Source organism: Pleionea litopenaei (genome assembly GCF_031198435.1).
Taxonomy (GTDB): domain Bacteria; phylum Pseudomonadota; class Gammaproteobacteria; order Enterobacterales; family Kangiellaceae; genus Pleionea; species Pleionea litopenaei.
The window spans coordinates 2,213,921-2,231,643 of record NZ_CP133548.1 but is presented as its reverse complement, the minus strand read 5'-3'; the positions used below and the strand labels follow the sequence as shown (position 1 = coordinate 2,231,643).

Here is a 17,723-nt window from a genome sequence, read left to right as displayed (position 1 = left end):
CTCGAACCAGAGTCTCAGTAATGGCATGCTATTGATTGGTTACGAAGAGAGATCTGATTAAACTAAACATTTGAGATGCGAAAAAGGTATGGGGAATATGGAGTCGATCAGTGTTATCAATACCATTAAAGTTCCAGAAGGGATGGAAGCAGAGGCTGAAAAAATCAGGGATGTATATGTCAGCTATTTTAAAAAGCAGCCAGGCTTTGTATCTTCTAGCTTTTATAAATCCATTGAAAGAGAAAACGATGGCATTTTAAAGTATGTAAATATTGTGGTGTGGGAGTCTTTAGAGGCATTTAACCATGTCGTTAATCAAGGCTTTAATAACGATGCGGGGCAGAATAGCGATGGATACAAAGTGTTAGGGAAAGGCTTTCCGAAACCGATAGAAGTATCACCTGGAAGATTTGTCAGTATCGCTGAAGATTGAGCTAATTTTAGGACTGCTTGAAGTGAAGATATTTGATGTATTTTGCGGGGAAGGAATTCAAGGAAATCCATGCGCCGTGATAATGCTCACTGGTTGGCCTCCGGAACATGAGCTTGCTCAATCGGCAAGACGTCTTAAAGTGCCGGTTACGTCGTTTATTGTCAGCCATGGTCTTGAACATCATATTCGGTGGTTTTCTGCTGCGGGTGAAATTAATTTATGCGGGCACGGAAGCTTAGCAGCCGGTGCTGCATTGCTCGAGCAGAGTCGTCAGAAAAGAGTCACCTTATCCAGTCGATATGGTCCAGTTACCATTGTAAAGAATGCCAATCGATATCAACTCGAACTTCCTAGCTGGAAGCGAAATAACTGCTCAATTGCGAAAGAACAATTAGGATTGACTATTGAGCCCTTGGACATTTTTTCTACGAGAGACTTGGTGGTCGTATTAGAGTCAGAAGGTGCGGTCAAGGATTACAATCCGAATTTTAAAAAGATTCGTAAGCTTAACCAATTTCATGCAGTGATCCTTACGGCGATGAGTTCTACTAACAGTTATGTGTTACGTTATTTTGCACCAATATAGGAATTTTAGAAGATATAGCGACTGGCTCTGCGCATTGTTCGATTGCTCCCTATTGGTTTGATACGCTTAAGCAGGAATCATTAACCGCTTTGCAGCTTTCAAAGCAGGGAGGACTCTTTGAACTTGCAAAGCAAGACCACTCAAAGATTATCCTCACTTCTTTAGTAAAAGAGCGCGGAGTATACGAATAAGGCTCTGCATAAAAAGGGTTGGAGTTAAAAAACTTGTTGTCGCGGTAATTTAATTATCATCATTGCAATAGAACAAATGTCTATTGCCTTTTTATTGTTGAGATAATAACCTGCGACTTAGAGATAGGTCGTTTAGATCAAATAATTGATTTTAAACCAGTATCGTGGAATTTAACTGAAGGAGTTTGTCGTGAATCGTCGCACATTGATATCTATCCACCTGTACTTAGCCTCTTTTTTCGCACCTGCGATTTTAATCATGGCACTGTCGGGTTTATTTTATTTGATGGATATCAAAGGAGAAGTGGGCGAGTCCGTCGTTTATCAAGGCCAAGCTGAATCGATTGATTTAAAAGCTACGGATGCTAAAGAACAAGTTGAAGCCTTGCTGACTCGTTTAAATTTAGACGCAGATTTTGATTATTTGCGAGGTTCGAAAACTCGTGCGGTGACAAGACCAACCTCAGGCGCTCATTATCTTATTAGTGTTGAGAGCAATAATGTCACTGTTACTGAGCGCTCTCCAAGTCTGATTGCCAGTATTATCGAGCTGCATAAAGGCCATGGCCCATCATGGTTTCGAGTTTTCCAACAAATTATGGCCGTTGGGTTGGTGATCATATTAGTTTCCGGCTTTTTGTTGGGGGTTACTTCCCCGGTTTTAAAGAAAAAGTCTTGGGTGATTACCGGCATCGGTCTAGCCAGTTTCCTGTTGCTGGCGATTATTTAAGTTTGTTCAAAGTTTTAGCTAGCGGTCTTTGATAGGCCGCTTTAGCCCTAGCAAGCCAAGCTAAATTACTCTTCATCTCTTTATCTCCTCGCTTCCCTTCGCGTTGATAGGTGAGGGTAACTGCTGTACAATCCGCCGCCACTTAAACGCGTAAAATACTAATTCACATCGCGCAGCCGGGTTCTCCGGTGTTATCTATACTATTTGGGCCATTAGACAACTGACGGTAGGCAGCACTTGAAAAAGTGCGGCATCAGCAACTATTTAGCTAGGACTTATTATGATTTTACATTCGACCAAACACGATTGGTTGGGCAATATTCGCGGAGACATTCTCGCTGGGTTGGTCGTCGCGTTAGCACTGATACCCGAGGCGATAGCCTTCTCGATTATTGCAGGGGTTGACCCGAAAGTGGGTCTGTATGCCTCTTTTTGTATTGCCGTGATCATCGCTTTTGTTGGTGGCCGACCCGGCATGATTTCTGCCGCCACCGGTGCCATGGCGCTTTTGATGGTGACGTTAGTCAAGAACCATGGTCTAGAGTATCTGTTGGCTGCGACTCTGTTAACCGGTGTGTTACAGATCATCGCGGGTTATTTGAAGTTAGGTAGCTTGATGAGTTTTGTTTCGCGCTCGGTAGTCACCGGCTTTGTGAATGCGCTAGCGATTTTGATTTTCATGGCACAGTTGCCTGAGCTTACCAATGTCACTTGGCATGTTTATGCGATGACTGCCGTTGGTTTAGGAATCATTTACCTATTTCCTCACATACCGGTGGTGGGCAAGGTTATTCCATCGCCTTTGGTCTGTATTTTAAGCTGCACAGCATTTGCGATGATTGTGGGTCTCGAAATTCGAACGGTTGGTGACATGGGCGAGCTGCCCGACACTTTGCCTATTTTTATGTGGCCAGAAGTCGAGTGGACGTTTGAAACCTTAAAAATTATCTTTCCTTATTCTGCTGCGTTGGCTGTAGTGGGGCTGCTCGAATCATTGATGACCGCCACAATCGTTGATGACCTAACCGATACGTCGAGTGATAAAAACCGTGAGTGTAAAGGCCAAGGTATTGCCAATATCGGCGCGGGTTTTTTAGGTGGAATGGCTGGGTGTGCGATGATCGGTCAGTCAGTGATCAATGTAAAATCTGGTGGTCGAGGTCGTTTATCGACGTTAATTGCAGGCTCAGTTCTTTTAATATTAGTGGTCTTTTTAAGTGATTGGGTCGCGCAAATTCCTATGGCTGCGTTAGTTGCCGTAATGATTATGGTGTCGATTGGTACCTTTGATTGGCAGTCGATTCGTAATTTAAAAGTTCATCCGCTTTCAACAAATATTGTGATGGTGGCGACCGTTGTGGTGGTGGTTTACACACATAATCTCGCTTATGGTGTCTTAGTCGGCGTGTTATTAGCGGCTCTATTCTTTGCCAATAAAGTCAGTCATTTTATGTACGTAGAGAAAGAATTGGACGAAGAAAACAGTCATCGAACCTATAAAGTGATTGGCCAAGTCTTTTTTAATTCAGCGGATAAATTCATTGGACAATTCAATTTTAAGGAAGCGGTTAGCCGAATTACGATTGATTTAAATCGCGCTCATTTTTGGGATATATCAGCGGTTTATGCTTTGGACATGGCTGTGGTAAAGTTTCGTCGAGAAGGTGCTGAAGTTGAGGTCATTGGCCTAAATCAGGCGAGTGAAACCATTGTCGATAGATTCGGAGTTCACGACAAACCCGAAGAACTCGAAAAAGTGTTAGGAGGACATTAATCATGACTGCGTCATCAGAACAAAAAGAACAACAAGCACGTTTTGTATTGTCATGTATCGATGGGTCGAGTTTGGGCGAGGCGGTCTGCGATTATTCAGCATGGATCGCCAAGCAGGTTGGGGCGCCACTAAAGTTCTTGCATACCATTGAGCATACAGCGGGCGCTGCGGTTGCTGATTTAACCGGCACGATTGGGCTGGGAGCTTCAGAAGACTTGCTTCGAGAATTAACCGAGGTTGAGCAAAGCCGAAGTAAGCTGCTGATCGAGAAAGGCAATCGCATGCTTAAGGCGGCAAAAGAACGTGCAGCGTCACAGAACGTCGAAGCGATTGAGATTCGCCAACGCCACGGCCTTTTGAGTGAAGCCTTAGTTGAAATGGAAGAGCAGATTCGGGTGTTGGTGGTTGGAATTCGTGGGGAAATGCACGATGAACAAAGTTCTGGAACGGGTACGCAATTAGAAAGCATTATTCGATCGCTTCACAAACCAATTTTGGTGGTGAACGAAGCTTTCCGTTTACCTAAAAACGCCATGCTGGCTTACGATGGCAGTGAAGCCGCCGAAAAAGCCTTGGGTATGGTGGCATCAAGTCCTCTATTTGAAAATACACCCATTCATTTAGTGTATGTTGGCGATGATAACGAAAGTTCACAGCATTTATTGGCCACAGCGAAAGCCAAGCTATCGTCGGCCGAACGAAAAGTCGAAGCCGTGCTACTGAATGGAAATTTGCAGCAAGTGTTAACGGATTATCAACAACAACAAGATATTGATCTAACGATTATGGGAGCGTTTAGTCACAATCGGATTCGCGACTTTTTGCTGGGCAGTTTTACTGCGCAAATGTTAGCGCAAACGCACAAGCCCTTACTACTGTTGCGATAACCAGAGTTGTAGTGAATACACGAGATATTGAAACTTATTAACCATAATAAATAAAGGGCTATTAGCCGATCGTCGAATGTTACCTTGAGTAAAAATTCGCTATCTTGATACACCGGATCATAATAGTGTTTTACTCGAGATGACGAATTCTAACGAAGCAGTAGCCCTTTCAGCCTACCAGCAACAAGCCAATCAAGCTAAGCAACACCCCGAAGAATTTTGGTTGCAGCAAGCCGCTGCTCTACCCTGGTTTGAAACGCCAAGCACGGCGCTAGAACGACCCGATGAGATTCACAGCCAATGGTTTCCCGATGGCTTGATGAACACCTGCTTTATGGCACTGGATCACCATGTAGTGTCGGGACGGGGAGAACAAATCGCTTTGTACTACGACTCTCCGGTGACCGACACCAAGCAGCAATGGACTTACTCCGAGTTGCTGCAAGAAGTGGAACAAGCCGCCGGGATGCTATCGGCGTTAGGAGTAACCAAAGGGGATCGAGTATTAATTTATTTGCCGATGATTCCCCAAGCCGCGGTTGCCATGCTGGCTTGCGCGCGATTAGGGGCCATTCATTCCGTGGTATTTGGTGGCTTTGCCGCTAATGAGCTGGCGATCCGCATTGACGATGCCCAGCCTAAGGTTGTGATCAGCGCGACCTGCGGCATTGAAATTGAGAAAATAATACCTTACACGCCTCTGCTTGCTAAAGCGTTAGCGCTGGCCAACCATCAGCCGAACCATTGCGTGATTGTTGATCGTGAACAGTATCAGAGCAGTGAACAACTCGAAAACCAAGTCGATTGGCAAACGGCCGTTGATAAGGCACAGCCGCATGGTGCTGTTGCTGTTGCCGCGACCGATCCTCTGTACATCTTATATACCTCTGGCACGACTGGAAAACCTAAAGGCGTGGTGCGCGACAATGGCGGTCATGCGGTTGCTATGCACTACAGCATGCGAACGGTCTATGGAATGAGTCCTGGCGACGTATTCTGGGCGGCCAGTGATGTTGGATGGGTGGTCGGGCACAGCTACATTGTTTATGCGCCGCTCATACTAGGTTGTTCGACGGTACTTTACGAAGGCAAGCCAATTCGGACCCCCAATGCTGAAGCCTTTTGGCGAGTTTGCCAAGATTACAAAGTGAATGCACTGTTCGCGGCTCCAACAGCGTTTCGAGCCATTCGCAAAGAAGATCCGCAAGGCGAAGGGTTAAAGTCGCACGATCTTTCGGCGCTTAAAAAGTTCTTTTTAGCAGGAGAACGTTTGGATCCTCCAACGTATCAATGGTTGAATCAAGTGAGCGGTCTGCCCGTGTATGATCATTGGTGGCAAACCGAAACCGGATGGGCCATCGCTTGCAATCCGATTGGTTTAACTGCGATGCCTGTTAAAGAAGGGTGTGCGACGGTCGCCACGCCAGGTTATCAAATTAAAATTTTGCGCGATGATGGCAGCGAAGCTAATGCCCAGGAGCAAGGCAATATAGCCATTCAACTGCCATTGCCTCCAGGATGCTTTACGACTCTGTGGCAGGATGATGAGCGTTATTGCAGTAGCTATTTTTCGGCTTACCCGGGTTATTATCTGAGCGGTGACGGCGGCTTTATTGATGACGATGGCTATGTGTTCGTGATGGGGCGAATTGATGATGTGATCAACGTGGCCGGCCATCGACTGTCAACAGGAGAAATGGAAGAGGTGGTTGCCGCTCATCCCCAGGTGGCTGAGTGTGCGGTTCTTGGCGTTCAAGACACCCTCAAAGGGGAGCTCCCCATTGCTTTTGTGGTCCTGCAAGCGGAGGCTGATCAGAGCTTGGTGAAGCAGCAATTGGTGCAACGAATTCGCGATCAAATAGGTGCCATTGCTTGTTTAAAAGAGATACTGATTGTGGCTCGATTACCCAAAACTCGCTCCGGTAAAATACTGCGACGTACGTTGCGACAAATCTATCAGCATGAACCCTATACGGTTCCTTCGACCATCGATGATCCAGCTATTTTAGACGAAGTGAAAGCCGGGTTAGCTCAGTAGCCACTCGTTTGGCTATCAAAGGTCGCTGGTAGGAGGCGTTGAAACAACCTCAGACGTTTGAACAGCGTTGTTCGATTGGCTGGCTATGTAGTCTTTCCAGCGAGCAGCAATTAATTCAAGTTCTGCTGCCGAAAGAGGCTGATAGCCTCTTCCGAAAGGCCAACCATAACCCCAGCGAAAAGACGTTGGCCAGTATGGGCTGCCCCCTACACGAACGCCAGCAAGCATAATTTGCGCGATTTCCGGCTCGCCGACTTGGTCGACACATTGTTGCAACGCTAAGTCGGCGGCAATGCGTTGTTGATAGGTTCCACCTTGCCAGTAAGCTCGATCGTGCGCCTCACAGCAGCTCAGCCACAAGGTTTGCTGACGCAAAGTCCCGTCCGGAAATAGACTGCAACCATCACTGTTAAATGGATTGATTGCCCAACTGAGATTGCTGCAGCAGAGCAGAGTAATTAGCCACCAACAACGATTCATAGGGTTTTGTAGCCTTGTGTTTGAGAATGCCAATATTGTACTCTGTAATAGGAAAAGGCAGTAGCCTTCTAAGGTATCGGCGATACACCGAATGGCGAAGGCTTTGAGGCAATAAACTATCGTCTAAAAAGTAGAGTTGGGAGATTGGATGGATTCCATTATTGGTGTGGTCCTAGCGGGCGGAGAGTCGTCACGTATGGGGCTAGATAAAGCGGAGTTACCGCATCCACTAAATGAAAAACAAACCTTACTAGACCACGCGATGGAAATATTGATCAATTGTGGTTGCCGTAAAGTAGTGATCAGCGGAGAAAAATGGGACGGTATTGCGGATCAATTTAATGACAAAGGACCGCTTGCAGGCATTTTTAGTGTCAGTGATGCCATTGCTGAGGAGTATTTTTTATTTGTTCCCGTTGATATGCCTTTGTTGGATCCCTATCTATTGCAAGAATTAGTCAGTGCTGCTGAAATAGGTGAAAGTGTTTATTTCGAAGAGACTCGTTTGCCAGCGCTAATTAGAGTTAACGATCAGGTAAAAAGCTATTTGAGTCGGGTACTCTCGTTTGATGCAGAAGATCGTTCAATGTTTACTTTTTATCAAGCGATAGGCGCTTTGCCGATTGCTTGCAGTCAACCCGAAAAGCTGGTGAACGTAAATACCCCCGAAGACTTTCAGCATTTACAAGTCCAGCAACCGCTGGAACTTGACCATTGAGCCGTCGTGGCAATCATCGATTGATCTTGGTTCTGTCATGAATTGATCAAATTCATCGTCTAGCCTTCTCTTGTAGAGTCTGCAAAGGAGGTAGGGTCATGCTTGAATTAACCTGTCATTGTCAAAATATCCAGATGGTGTTGCCAGACAAACCATTACGATTATCGGAGTGTGATTGCTCTATGTGTCGTCGTTATGCAGCGTTTTGGGGACTGTATGCGCCAGATCAGATAACCTTAAGTTATCATTTTGCACCGCAAGGCTATGCTGCAGGCAAAGATCGGGTGTTTTACCATTGCATGCGATGTGGATGTTTAACGCATTTTGAGTCCAGCGAAACAGCTCCTGAGCAGTTATTTGCGGTGAACTATCGAATGGCGAATGTTTCTCAATGGCCAAGCTTAATCAAATCGGCCGATGTTTCGTTTCGTCATTCACTCAGTCAGCTATCAACGAGAGAAGATATAGGCGACATCAGAGTTTAGATGCCGCCGTTGTTGTTCTTTCAATAGCATCGGCGATCGATGCTATTGATATTCAGTTCATTTGAGCGTTTTAAAAACTAGGAGTCTGCGGTTACTCGGTACTTTTTTTGATACCGAGGCTTGTACAAGAATGTCATTGCGACGCCGATAACTCCGGGTAACACCCAAGGCAAAACCTGCCACATGCCCGGTAAAAGCTGCTCAAAGTAAGTTCGACCACCAAAAGCAAAGAATGCGGTGTATACTGCGATGCCACAACCAAGAATGTTAGAGAAGTGCTCAATGATCCATTCTCTCTGTTTCACTTGGGCTTTAAACGTGTAACGCAAACCATTGATTGCATTGAGTAGCGCAATCGGAGCAAAAATTAGCAACAGTATTTGGTTCTGTACTAATCCTTTAATGCCGACGAACAAAGCGGTCACCAACAGGAATATCATTAAACCTAAATGATGCCAGCTTTTTAAAGCTTGTCGGTCTGCTTTCACTTTAAGAACAAGAATACTGTGTTTTACGCCATGCAGTACCAGTAAAGAAAGCATAAACAAAAATTCTGAGATCATTTTTTGATGAGCGATAAAACGCACGGCTTTGGCAGGGTCAACCTCTTTGTCAGGAAAACGAATGGCTAATGGATCCATCCAAACGATCACGCTCATAATGACACCGCTGATACCCACCGCCCACATTCCCCATACGAATGCCTTCCCAGACTGAACATGCCAGCGACCACCTTTGCGTGTTGCTATCGGTACCCAAAATATGATCAGCGCAAGGGCACCGATAAAGACATGAATATATAAAAGTATTTGATGAGCCTGGTGCATAATGAACCTCCTGTTAAGTTACGCTCTTAGTCTATAAAAGCTTAACCTTGGGTACATGTGCCATTAGTCATCAGTTGTGATCATGACTTTTGGCCTATTGGCCAATCAATCAGACTTGTTATACTCAGGCTTAGTTCTTCTAGAAGGCTACTCAATGGCTAACCTCACAAACCGACTAAAACGGCAATTTGATGCTGGCGATTTAACGGCCATCGTTACTTGGGCATTGATATTCGGCATCGTTACTTATTTGCTAAGAAACTCGACCACGGCGCCGCCTTTTTGGAGCTATGCTATCGGGTTTCTCGGGTATATAACGGCTTATTTAGTCGCAGTACATGACTGGCATTTGTCTCCACTATCGAAGCGTTGGCGGATTGTTGCGTTAATCGTAATGTTGGCGATGGCGTTTTATTTACACTGGATCTTACGAGTAGACTTTCTTTCTATCTTAACCATTATTTGGGTGGCGGTAATGTGCCACTTCGTTACTTTACCGGTGGCGGTTGTCGTCAGTATTTTGGTGATCGCTTCTTGGTTTTCGATTACCTACTTTGTTCACGATCGAAATACTTGGATTCAAGCTTTGTTATACGGCACTTTTCATATGTTTGCGCTGGTATTGTCAGTGTCTAATCAGCGAGAGCGAAGTACCGCACAACAGTTACAAGCAAAGAATGATCAATTGATAGCAACGCAAGACTTGCTCGCTCAGGTATCAAGACAAACTGAGCGAACCCGCATTGCTAGAGATCTGCATGATTTGGTTGGCCATCACTTAACAGCCTTGACAATTAAACTCCAAGTGGCCTCTCGTGTATGTGACGGAGAAGCTAAACGTCAGGTTGATGAGTGTCATGGAATCGCCAAACTATTATTGAATGATGTCAGAGATGCCGTAGATACATTGCGCCATAATGAGTCGATTGATATTGCGCAGTCGTTGCATCTGTTGACGAAAAATATTCCTACCATTAACTTTGAGAGCCAGCTGCCCAATCATCTATCGATTGAAGATATATCGATTGCCGAAACACTTATGCGGTGTTTGCAAGAGGCGATTACCAATACGTTAAAGCATAGCGGCGCTTCGAAAGCATGGATTCAAGTGCAACAGCTCGAAAAAGAGCTGGTTGCTACCTACTATGACAATGGCAAAGTGGCGGCTGATTGGAAAGAGGGTAACGGGCTATCGGGAATGTTAGAGCGTGTTTCTTTGGTCAATGGTACGCTTGATGTGCATGAAAATCATGGTGCTTTACGTTATCAAATAACTTTACCAATGGACTAACTGAATTAATCGTTAATACGAGTGATTGCAGTAGCCATAAAAACAGTTACATAAACGGTATTTAATATGATAAGCAAACCTAATCAACCTGAGTTTATATGAGTATAAAAATTACGTTAGTTGATGATCAAACTTTGATTCGAGAAGGAATCAAAAGTCTTTTTAGTCTGACGGATGAGATCGAAGTCATTGCTGAATGTAGCGACGGCGTTGAAGTGCTTCAAAGCATCGAGAATACGCCTCCCGATGTCATTATGCTTGATCTTTCAATGCCGAAAATGGGTGGGGTTGATGTATTGAAAGAGTTACAGAGACAGCAGATCGACATTCCTGTTCTGGTGCTAACAACCTTCGATGATCACGAGCTAATTTTGCAAAGTATTAGCGCTGGTGCGAAAGGCTTTTTGTTGAAAGATGTTTCATTAGAAACCTTGATTGATGCAATTACTCAAGTGCATCAAGGTGGTCGGTTTTTATTACCGGCTGTTACCGAGAAACTGCTTGAGCAATCGGGTGGCAGCGAGCTTAACAAAGCCTCGGTGGAGGGAATCGAAGCGCTAAGTGCGAGAGAGCTGGACGTGTTGCGTCTGATTGCGGGCGGCTATTCAAACAAAGAGATTGCCAGTGCATTGCATAAATCGGAAGGCACCATAAAAAATCATGTGTCTAACATTCTTTCAAAAATGGGTGTTCGAGATCGCACTCGGGCCGTGTTACTTGCATTAGAACATGGTTTGCTGAGCAAATAAGGTCTACACTAAATGACATCGAATGTTCGCTGGGCGAGTAGAACAGTCGTGATCATTACTTCTTAGAGAGCGTCGCGTAAGCCCAGCTTCAAGATCAGGGTTTGCATGAAAAAAGCAGAACAACATAGTCAAGAAGATCTACGACTCGAGGCGTTGTATGAATACGAGATACTCGATACTCTGCCCGAACAAGATTTTGATGACCTTACATTATTAGCATCACAACTGTGTGATGTGCCGATTGCCTTGGTGAGTCTCGTCGATCAACATCGCCAATGGTTCAAATCTAAGCAAGGCTTAGATGTCACAGAGACGCCTCGAGATCTCGCTTTTTGTGCCCATGCCATTTTACAAGATGATGTTATGATCGTTGAAGATACTCTCGACGATCGTCGCTTCAACGATAATCCTTTAGTTATTGGCGAACCAAATATCCGATTTTACGCTGGAATGCCACTAAAGAGTCAGCAAGGCTTGCCTTTAGGCACCTTATGTATCATTGATCAAAAGCCACGCAAATTAACCAAAGATCAAAAGAACGCACTTTCGGCTTTGAGTCGTCAAGTCATGGCGCAGCTCGAGTTACGCCTAGCGGTGAAGCGGCAAAGCAAAGCCCAAGAAGAATTATTGGTTCTGAATCAAAAGTTACGTTCTTTGGCTGAACTTAAAACTAAATTTTTAAACCATCTCAGTCATGAAATTCGAACCCCCATCAATGGCATTCTAGGTTTGTCTGAGCAATTGTGTGAACGCTTCCCGGTAACTAGCCAGCATAGTGAGGATTCTTTAGAAAAGTCGTTACATGTAATTCATTGTTCGGCCGAAAGTTTGCATGATACGGTCAATCACGTGTTAGATATTTCTCGAATAGAGTCGGGAAATATGAAGCGAGAGCTTATGTCTGTTGGCCTCGAAAAAATGATTGATGAATTGTTTATTATTAATCAACAACGAGCGAAAACTCGCACGATAACGTTACGTAAAGAAATTTCTCAAGAACTGCCACGGTATGTGGAGCTCGACAAAATTAAAGTCATGCAAATATTAATTAACTTGTTGGGTAATGCAATAAAGTTCACTCCTGAACATGAGGCTGTGACGGTAAAGGTTACGCAAGAGCAACAACAACTGAAAATTCAAGTGATTGATAGCGGCGTGGGGATTGCGCAAGCTGATCTTAAGAATATTTTCAAACCGTTTCATCAGGTATCTAATTCTTTAAGTCATTTGACGCAAGGTTCCGGTTTAGGTCTAACCATAGTAAAAGAGTTATGCGTGTTTTTAGGCGGTGATGTGTGTGTGCAGAGTGAACTTAATCATGGCTCTACTTTTACCGTTACTTTGCCATTGAAAGCATCGAAAGTGACGGCCAACGAACGACCAAAATTTAAATCCATGACGCAGTTTAAAGATAAAAAAATCCTGCTTATTGAAGATAATCGAGTTAACCAAATGGTCATAAAGGGTTATCTCAGAGATACCGGAATAGACTTGCAAATAGCGCAAATTGGAAATCATGCTCTACCCATGGCTCTGGCGAAGATGCCTGATTTAATACTTATAGATATTCGTCTACCGGATATGACCGGCTTTGAAGTGATCGAACAATTAAATCAACAAAGTGACTTACAAAAAGTGCCAAAAGCTTTTTTATCCGGTGATGTCTCGCAAGAAACCTTCGATCAGGCGGAAGCCTTGGGCGCGGTTGAGTTTTTAACTAAGCCGCTGCGAAGAGAAAAATTATTTGAGTTTTTAACCGCGCTTTGGGACGGTTGAGCATACGTTTACAATGGATAAAAGTTCCATTACTGAAGGGATAGAAATATAAAAGTGAACTTAGCTTTTATATTGTCGAAATTTGATTGATGTGATGGGCTGTAAAACGTCGAGTGGTTGTTGTTCGTAAGGCTTGGCTGCCCGCCGTTGTTGTGCACGAATTACCGCGATGTGTTTGTTTCGCGGCGAGAGACGATTCCAATTGGCTATTTCAGCCATATGCCGAAAGCAACCCACACAGATATCTTGTGGGTTGAGTTTGCAGGTACTTCGACAAGGGGTTCGCATTAGTTCCAGTTAGAACGTTTTTTTCGAGACATACGACCTAAAAAGGCCCCAATAACCATACCGCCAAGAACCACAATCGCACCTGCAAAAAGGACCTCTTGTTGAAAGCGGTCTGCCATCATGCGGTTTTGTTGCTCTAGTGTTGTATTTTCTGTTTGCAGCTCGCTGATTTGTTGCTGGAACGAAGCGCTTTTCCGTACAATTTCATTCGCATTATTAAGGCGATCTTGAACCGCACTCATTTCGCCTTCATGCTGTTTTTTCATCGTCTCGATGGTTTTTAAAGCTTCAGCGAGTTGTGCTTCGACTTCTTGCAAGCGAATACGAGCGCCTTTGGTATCAACAATAAAACGCTCTAACGTCCAGCCTTCTCGTCCGCGGTCATCGCGCACTTTAATAAACCCATTATCGGCGGCATCGTCGAGTACGGTCACTTGAGAGCCGGCGGGGACATAGAACAATATTCGATATTCATTGGTTGCACCCGATCGAACGGCCGTGCTTAAGTTGTCGGTGACATAAGCGGTTTTTTCAGCGGCAAGCCAAGGGCTAATGCTGACCAAAATGAGTAAAAGTAACCGTTTCACAATGCGTTCCTGCGATATAAGTGGAGCGACATTGTAAAAGATTGAAAAGAGGCTGAACAGAGGGCGTCAGGTTTGAAATTGTGACTGGCTTAGCAATTAAAGCGCCAATGCCTGAGTCGCGAGGAAGCTGAAACAGGCATTGGGAAGATCTGAAGGCTATAAAAATATCATTTTTAAAATCAAGAAGAATATAATCGCAAGCGCTGCTCCGATGGGCAAGGTGACCACCCAGCTAATCACAATGCTACGCACAACACCAAGGTTTAAAGCGGCGATACCGCGCGCCATACCAACACCTAATACCGCGCCCACCAAGGTCTGTGTGGTCGAAATCGGTAAGCCAGTGCCCGAAGCGATAACCACCGTAGTCGCGGCCGCTAGCTCTGCTGCAAAGCCCCGGCTTGGTGTTAAATGGGTGATGCCTTTGCCAATGGTGGTCATTACGCGACTTCCGAATAATGCTAAACCACACACAATTCCGATGCCGCCGAGTGGCAGAATCCACCATGCAAGCGGCGTTTTAGCCACGATTTGTCCGTCATTAGCAATGACGCTTTGAACCGCTGCAAGAGGGCCGATGGCGTTAGCGACATCGTTTGAACCATGAGCGAAGGCCATACAACATGCGGTTACTACCATCAAAATGGCGAATATTTTTTCAACATTATTGAAGTGCATATCTTTGTCTGCACTTGGCTCGATTTTAACGCGGCGCACAAAGAAAGCGCCTACAATGGCGATCAAAACAGCGACCAATCCAGCGTAGAGGTAAGCTTCTCCATTGGAAATATTTAGGTCGCCTGATTTCACAATGTGCTTTAAGCCCTTTTTAATGGTGACTAAGGCCAACACGAAACCCGCGAAACCCATATACAATGGCACGTATTTCTTAGCATTGTTGACTGGATGATCGGTATCGAAAATAAGCTTCTGTGCACTCATAAATATGAGGTAGGCGATGATACCGGAAATTAAGGGGGTGACGATCCAGCTACCTACGATGCCGCCGACTTTGCCCCAACTAACCGCTTCCATACCTACCGCAACCACTGCAAAACCGATGATAGCACCAACGATGGAGTGAGTGGTTGAGACGGGCCAGCCGCGAGCAGACGCAATGGCTAACCAAGTTCCGGCTGCCAGTAATGCTGAGATCATGCCCAGAACCAGCAGTTCGGGATGCGGGATAAACGGCTCGGATGAAATAATGCCTTTCCGAATGGTCGAGGTGACTTCGCCACCCGCAAGGTAAGCGCCGGCGAATTCGAAAATAGCGGCAATAAAAATGGCTTGTTTGACGGTTAATGCTTTTGAGCCCACAGAGGTGCCCATCGCATTCGCTACATCATTGGCCCCGATGCCCCAAGCCATGAAGAAACCGACGATCCCGGCGAAAATGAGCAGGGTCAGGGTGTAATGGTCGAAGATATCCATTGTTAAACCTTTGTTTATCTAATTTATTATTAATGCGTTCACTGAGCTGACTGAGCAAGTACTTACTTGCGCGCTAACATAAGTTCTAAATCTGAACCGACTTTCTCTGCGCGATCCCCAAGATCGCCAATCCAATCGATGACTTTGTATAAGAAAATGACATGAACCGCTGGCAGGTCATTCTCGATCTTGAACAATTCTTTACGCAGTTGACGTTGCAATACGTCGGTATCGTTTTCGATGGCATCAAGTTCAGAGATCATTTTTTCAACTAGCAAGGCTTCACGGCCACGAAAGCCGGTTTCAACTAACTCATCGAGTTCATGAATCGCTTTATGTGCCTGCGCTGAAGCATCAATGCAGCGTTCCAAATACGCCATAAAACTCGGTTGTAAGGCTTCTGGAATCTCCATATGGCGCCCTGTCATTAAGCCAGCAATGTCTTTGGCCCGGTTAGCCAATTTGTCTTGAGCGGTGACTAAGCCAAGCAAATCGGTGCGCGCAACAGGAAGAAAAATGCCTCCAGGAAGTTTTAATCGAATGTCTTTCTTTAGGTCGTCGGCATCATTCTCAAGCCCACTGATCTTTTGTTGTAATGCATCAACGGTATCCCAGTCTTTCTTGCACACGGCTTCAAGAAAGGGCTTGAGCTCACTAACACACTCATGAACTTTGCTGATGTGATCTTGCATGGGGCGGAAGGGGGATGCTGCAAATAAATCGCTGATTAAATTCATAGCTATCTCATTACTGGTTGGTATCAGGTAATTGATGCCGCGATTGTAGAGATAGTCGCATGCATTGTCTAGGCAAAGGGTAGGACGAGGGGTTTTGATCTGGGATAAAATTATAGGTGACAGTGCAAAATTACCCCGCTAAACTGAAAATTGATATTAATTCACCCCAATTAGACTGCTGGATGGCTAACGAACTCGAAGTTAAGCTCATTGCCGAACAACGACAAGTAAAATCACTGTTGGATTTCTCGTTCCAAGATGTTGTAGCAGTGGATCCTTGGGTATCTTCTGATCTTAAAAATACCTATTTCGATACCGAGAATTTTAAACTGAGAGAATTAAAAATTGGTTTAAGGATTCGGGTTGATGGCGACAAGTTGATTCAAACCGTGAAAGCGTCTGGTCGTGCAATCGGTGGTTTGCATGAGCGAAATGAATCTGAAACACAGTTACAACAGTTTGCAATAGACGTTGATAAAGTCGAAGATCCCTATTTGAAAATCTTGCTCGAAGAAGCGATCGAAGAAGACGGTGAGTTAGACAAAGTGTTCACTACAAATTTCACCCGACATAAAACATCGCTTCATTTCGAAGACGGCACTGAAATTGAAATCGCATTAGATGTCGGCCATATATTTTATGAAGATGATTCGTCTCCGATATCAGAGGTAGAATTAGAATTAGTCAAAGGTAATCCTGCCTACTTATTCACGCTAAGTCGTCAGCTTATTTCACAACAAGGTTTTGCGATCAGTAATGCAAGCAAAGCCCGTCGCGGATATTCTTTGTGCTCTTCATTAGAGCCAACGCATCGTCGAATGTCGACGCTTGAAATGAGTCAAGGCACAGAAGCCGAGATGGCCTTTGAAGTGATTTGTTATTCTGGCTTAAAACATTGGCAATATTATGAGCAGTTTTTAGATTCTTCTTTGGCGCCTGAAGCCATATTGCAAATGTATCGTGCCTTATTGTACGTACAACATGTTTATCAAATATTTGGCAGTCTAATTCCTCGGCATGCGACCAGTGACTTGAGAGCGAATTGGGAATATATTGCAGAATTCATGTCGAAAATAGTCGACGTTGCACGTGAACGTAATCACTTGCAACAGATGCTCAATGAGTCTCTTGTAACCGAAGAAGATATTGAGCAAGCGTTAGCGGTTAATCATGGTGCAATGAGTCAAGCTTTGATCGACTTTAAACAACTGAAATCTTCAGAACGCTATAATTTAGTCATGTTAGGAATTTCTGAGTGGCTGTTTTTCAAGCAGTGGCGACAGTTCATAACGGACGCCGACTTAGAAAAATTAAAAAGTCCAATCATCGACTTTGCGAAAGCTCAGCTAGAACACACACTGCGCGAATTAAAACGAGAAGTCGGTCCTAAGATAGAGATGGACATTAACGATTATCTAGAACAAGTACCGAGATTACGAAAGGCACTCGATTTAGGGTTGTTTTTCGGCGGCTTGTTTGACTCGAAAAAAAGGCAAAAATATCGACAACCTTGGCTCGATTTGTTAGCAGGTACTCGTGAGCTCTCTTACTTTCAATACGTTGCTCGTTGTTTTAAAACTTACCAGATTCGTAATGACGAAGAAATTCATCAATGGATAGATAAGCGCAATGAGTCGGTAAAAGAAGCAATGGAACACACACGCAAAGCGATGTTTAAATCGCGTCCTTACTGGTTGTTATAACGGTACAAA

17 protein-coding genes and 1 pseudogene are annotated in these 17,723 nt (G+C 44.6%); 12 read left to right on the top strand and 6 right to left on the bottom strand.

Annotated elements, in window-relative coordinates:
- Positions 1-97: 97 nt before the first annotated feature.
- The 6 genes and pseudogenes from Q9312_RS10090 to Q9312_RS10065 all read left to right on the top strand — a co-directional run bounded on the left by Q9312_RS10090 (position 98) and on the right by Q9312_RS10065 (position 6,639).
- The gene (locus Q9312_RS10090; protein ID WP_309200715.1) at positions 98-433 is read left to right on the top strand and encodes an antibiotic biosynthesis monooxygenase family protein; all 336 of its coding nucleotides are present in this window, start codon (positions 98-100) and stop codon (positions 431-433) included.
- 82 nt (positions 434-515) lie between these two features.
- Positions 516-1,210, top strand: a pseudogene (locus Q9312_RS10085) (PhzF family phenazine biosynthesis protein).
- Between the two features lie 190 nt (positions 1,211-1,400).
- Complete coding sequence (locus Q9312_RS10080; protein WP_309200713.1) at positions 1,401-1,940, top strand: PepSY-associated TM helix domain-containing protein; 540 nt, start codon at positions 1,401-1,403, stop codon at positions 1,938-1,940.
- A gap of 280 nt (positions 1,941-2,220) precedes the next feature.
- The gene (locus Q9312_RS10075; RefSeq protein ID WP_435407833.1) at positions 2,221-3,714 is read left to right on the top strand and encodes a SulP family inorganic anion transporter; all 1,494 of its coding nucleotides are present in this window, start codon (positions 2,221-2,223) and stop codon (positions 3,712-3,714) included.
- A gap of 2 nt (positions 3,715-3,716) precedes the next feature.
- Positions 3,717-4,601, top strand: a complete 885-nt coding sequence (locus Q9312_RS10070; RefSeq protein ID WP_309200712.1) for a universal stress protein — start codon at positions 3,717-3,719, stop codon at positions 4,599-4,601.
- 139 nt (positions 4,602-4,740) lie between these two features.
- On the top strand, positions 4,741-6,639 hold the full coding sequence (locus Q9312_RS10065; RefSeq protein ID WP_309200711.1) for an AMP-binding protein: 1,899 nt from the start codon (positions 4,741-4,743) through the stop codon (positions 6,637-6,639).
- Positions 6,640-6,654: 15 nt separating this feature from the next.
- On the opposite strand, the gene Q9312_RS10060 is transcribed toward Q9312_RS10065, so the two are convergent.
- Entirely contained in the window at positions 6,655-7,119 is a 465-nt protein-coding gene (locus Q9312_RS10060; RefSeq protein ID WP_309200710.1) for a hypothetical protein, read from the bottom strand.
- Between the two features lie 148 nt (positions 7,120-7,267).
- Here Q9312_RS10060 and mobA point away from each other — a divergent pair, with 148 nt between their 5' ends.
- A complete protein-coding gene (mobA, locus tag Q9312_RS10055; RefSeq protein WP_309200709.1) occupies positions 7,268-7,837 on the top strand; it encodes a molybdenum cofactor guanylyltransferase in 570 nt (189 codons plus the stop codon).
- 98 nt (positions 7,838-7,935) lie between these two features.
- Complete coding sequence (locus Q9312_RS10050) at positions 7,936-8,322, top strand: GFA family protein (RefSeq protein ID WP_309200708.1); 387 nt, start codon at positions 7,936-7,938, stop codon at positions 8,320-8,322.
- 77 nt (positions 8,323-8,399) lie between these two features.
- Here Q9312_RS10050 and Q9312_RS10045 read toward each other — a convergent pair whose 3' ends face one another.
- Positions 8,400-9,149 (bottom strand): hypothetical protein, encoded by a 750-nt coding sequence (locus Q9312_RS10045; protein WP_309200707.1) that lies wholly within the window; start codon positions 9,147-9,149, stop codon positions 8,400-8,402.
- A gap of 154 nt (positions 9,150-9,303) precedes the next feature.
- Between Q9312_RS10045 and Q9312_RS10040 the strand changes: the two genes are divergently transcribed.
- The 3 genes from Q9312_RS10040 to Q9312_RS10030 all read left to right on the top strand — a co-directional run bounded on the left by Q9312_RS10040 (position 9,304) and on the right by Q9312_RS10030 (position 12,965).
- Positions 9,304-10,440, top strand: a complete 1,137-nt coding sequence (locus tag Q9312_RS10040) for a sensor histidine kinase (RefSeq protein WP_309200706.1) — start codon at positions 9,304-9,306, stop codon at positions 10,438-10,440.
- A 98-nt stretch (positions 10,441-10,538) separates the two neighbouring features.
- The gene (locus Q9312_RS10035) at positions 10,539-11,189 is read left to right on the top strand and encodes a response regulator (RefSeq protein WP_309200705.1); all 651 of its coding nucleotides are present in this window, start codon (positions 10,539-10,541) and stop codon (positions 11,187-11,189) included.
- Between the two features lie 105 nt (positions 11,190-11,294).
- Complete coding sequence (locus Q9312_RS10030) at positions 11,295-12,965, top strand: GAF domain-containing hybrid sensor histidine kinase/response regulator (protein ID WP_309200704.1); 1,671 nt, start codon at positions 11,295-11,297, stop codon at positions 12,963-12,965.
- A 60-nt stretch (positions 12,966-13,025) separates the two neighbouring features.
- Here Q9312_RS10030 and Q9312_RS19440 read toward each other — a convergent pair whose 3' ends face one another.
- The 4 genes from Q9312_RS19440 to Q9312_RS10015 form a co-directional block, all read right to left on the bottom strand.
- Positions 13,026-13,253 carry a DUF1289 domain-containing protein gene (locus tag Q9312_RS19440; RefSeq protein ID WP_353961531.1) on the bottom strand — a complete coding sequence of 76 codons (228 nt, stop codon included), beginning with the start codon at positions 13,251-13,253 and terminating at the stop codon, positions 13,026-13,028.
- Positions 13,253-13,840 (bottom strand): TIGR04211 family SH3 domain-containing protein, encoded by a 588-nt coding sequence (locus Q9312_RS10025; protein WP_309200703.1) that lies wholly within the window; start codon positions 13,838-13,840, stop codon positions 13,253-13,255. The genes Q9312_RS19440 and Q9312_RS10025 overlap by 1 nt, the downstream gene beginning before the upstream one ends.
- A gap of 156 nt (positions 13,841-13,996) precedes the next feature.
- Positions 13,997-15,274 carry an inorganic phosphate transporter gene (locus Q9312_RS10020; protein WP_435407829.1) on the bottom strand — a complete coding sequence of 426 codons (1,278 nt, stop codon included), beginning with the start codon at positions 15,272-15,274 and terminating at the stop codon, positions 13,997-13,999.
- Between the two features lie 62 nt (positions 15,275-15,336).
- Positions 15,337-16,011: a TIGR00153 family protein gene (locus Q9312_RS10015; RefSeq protein ID WP_309200701.1), complete on the bottom strand. Its 675-nt coding sequence runs from the start codon at positions 16,009-16,011 to the stop codon at positions 15,337-15,339.
- A gap of 182 nt (positions 16,012-16,193) precedes the next feature.
- Here Q9312_RS10015 and Q9312_RS10010 point away from each other — a divergent pair, with 182 nt between their 5' ends.
- Positions 16,194-17,714 (top strand): CYTH and CHAD domain-containing protein, encoded by a 1,521-nt coding sequence (locus tag Q9312_RS10010; protein ID WP_309200700.1) that lies wholly within the window; start codon positions 16,194-16,196, stop codon positions 17,712-17,714.
- Positions 17,715-17,723 lie beyond the last annotated feature (9 nt).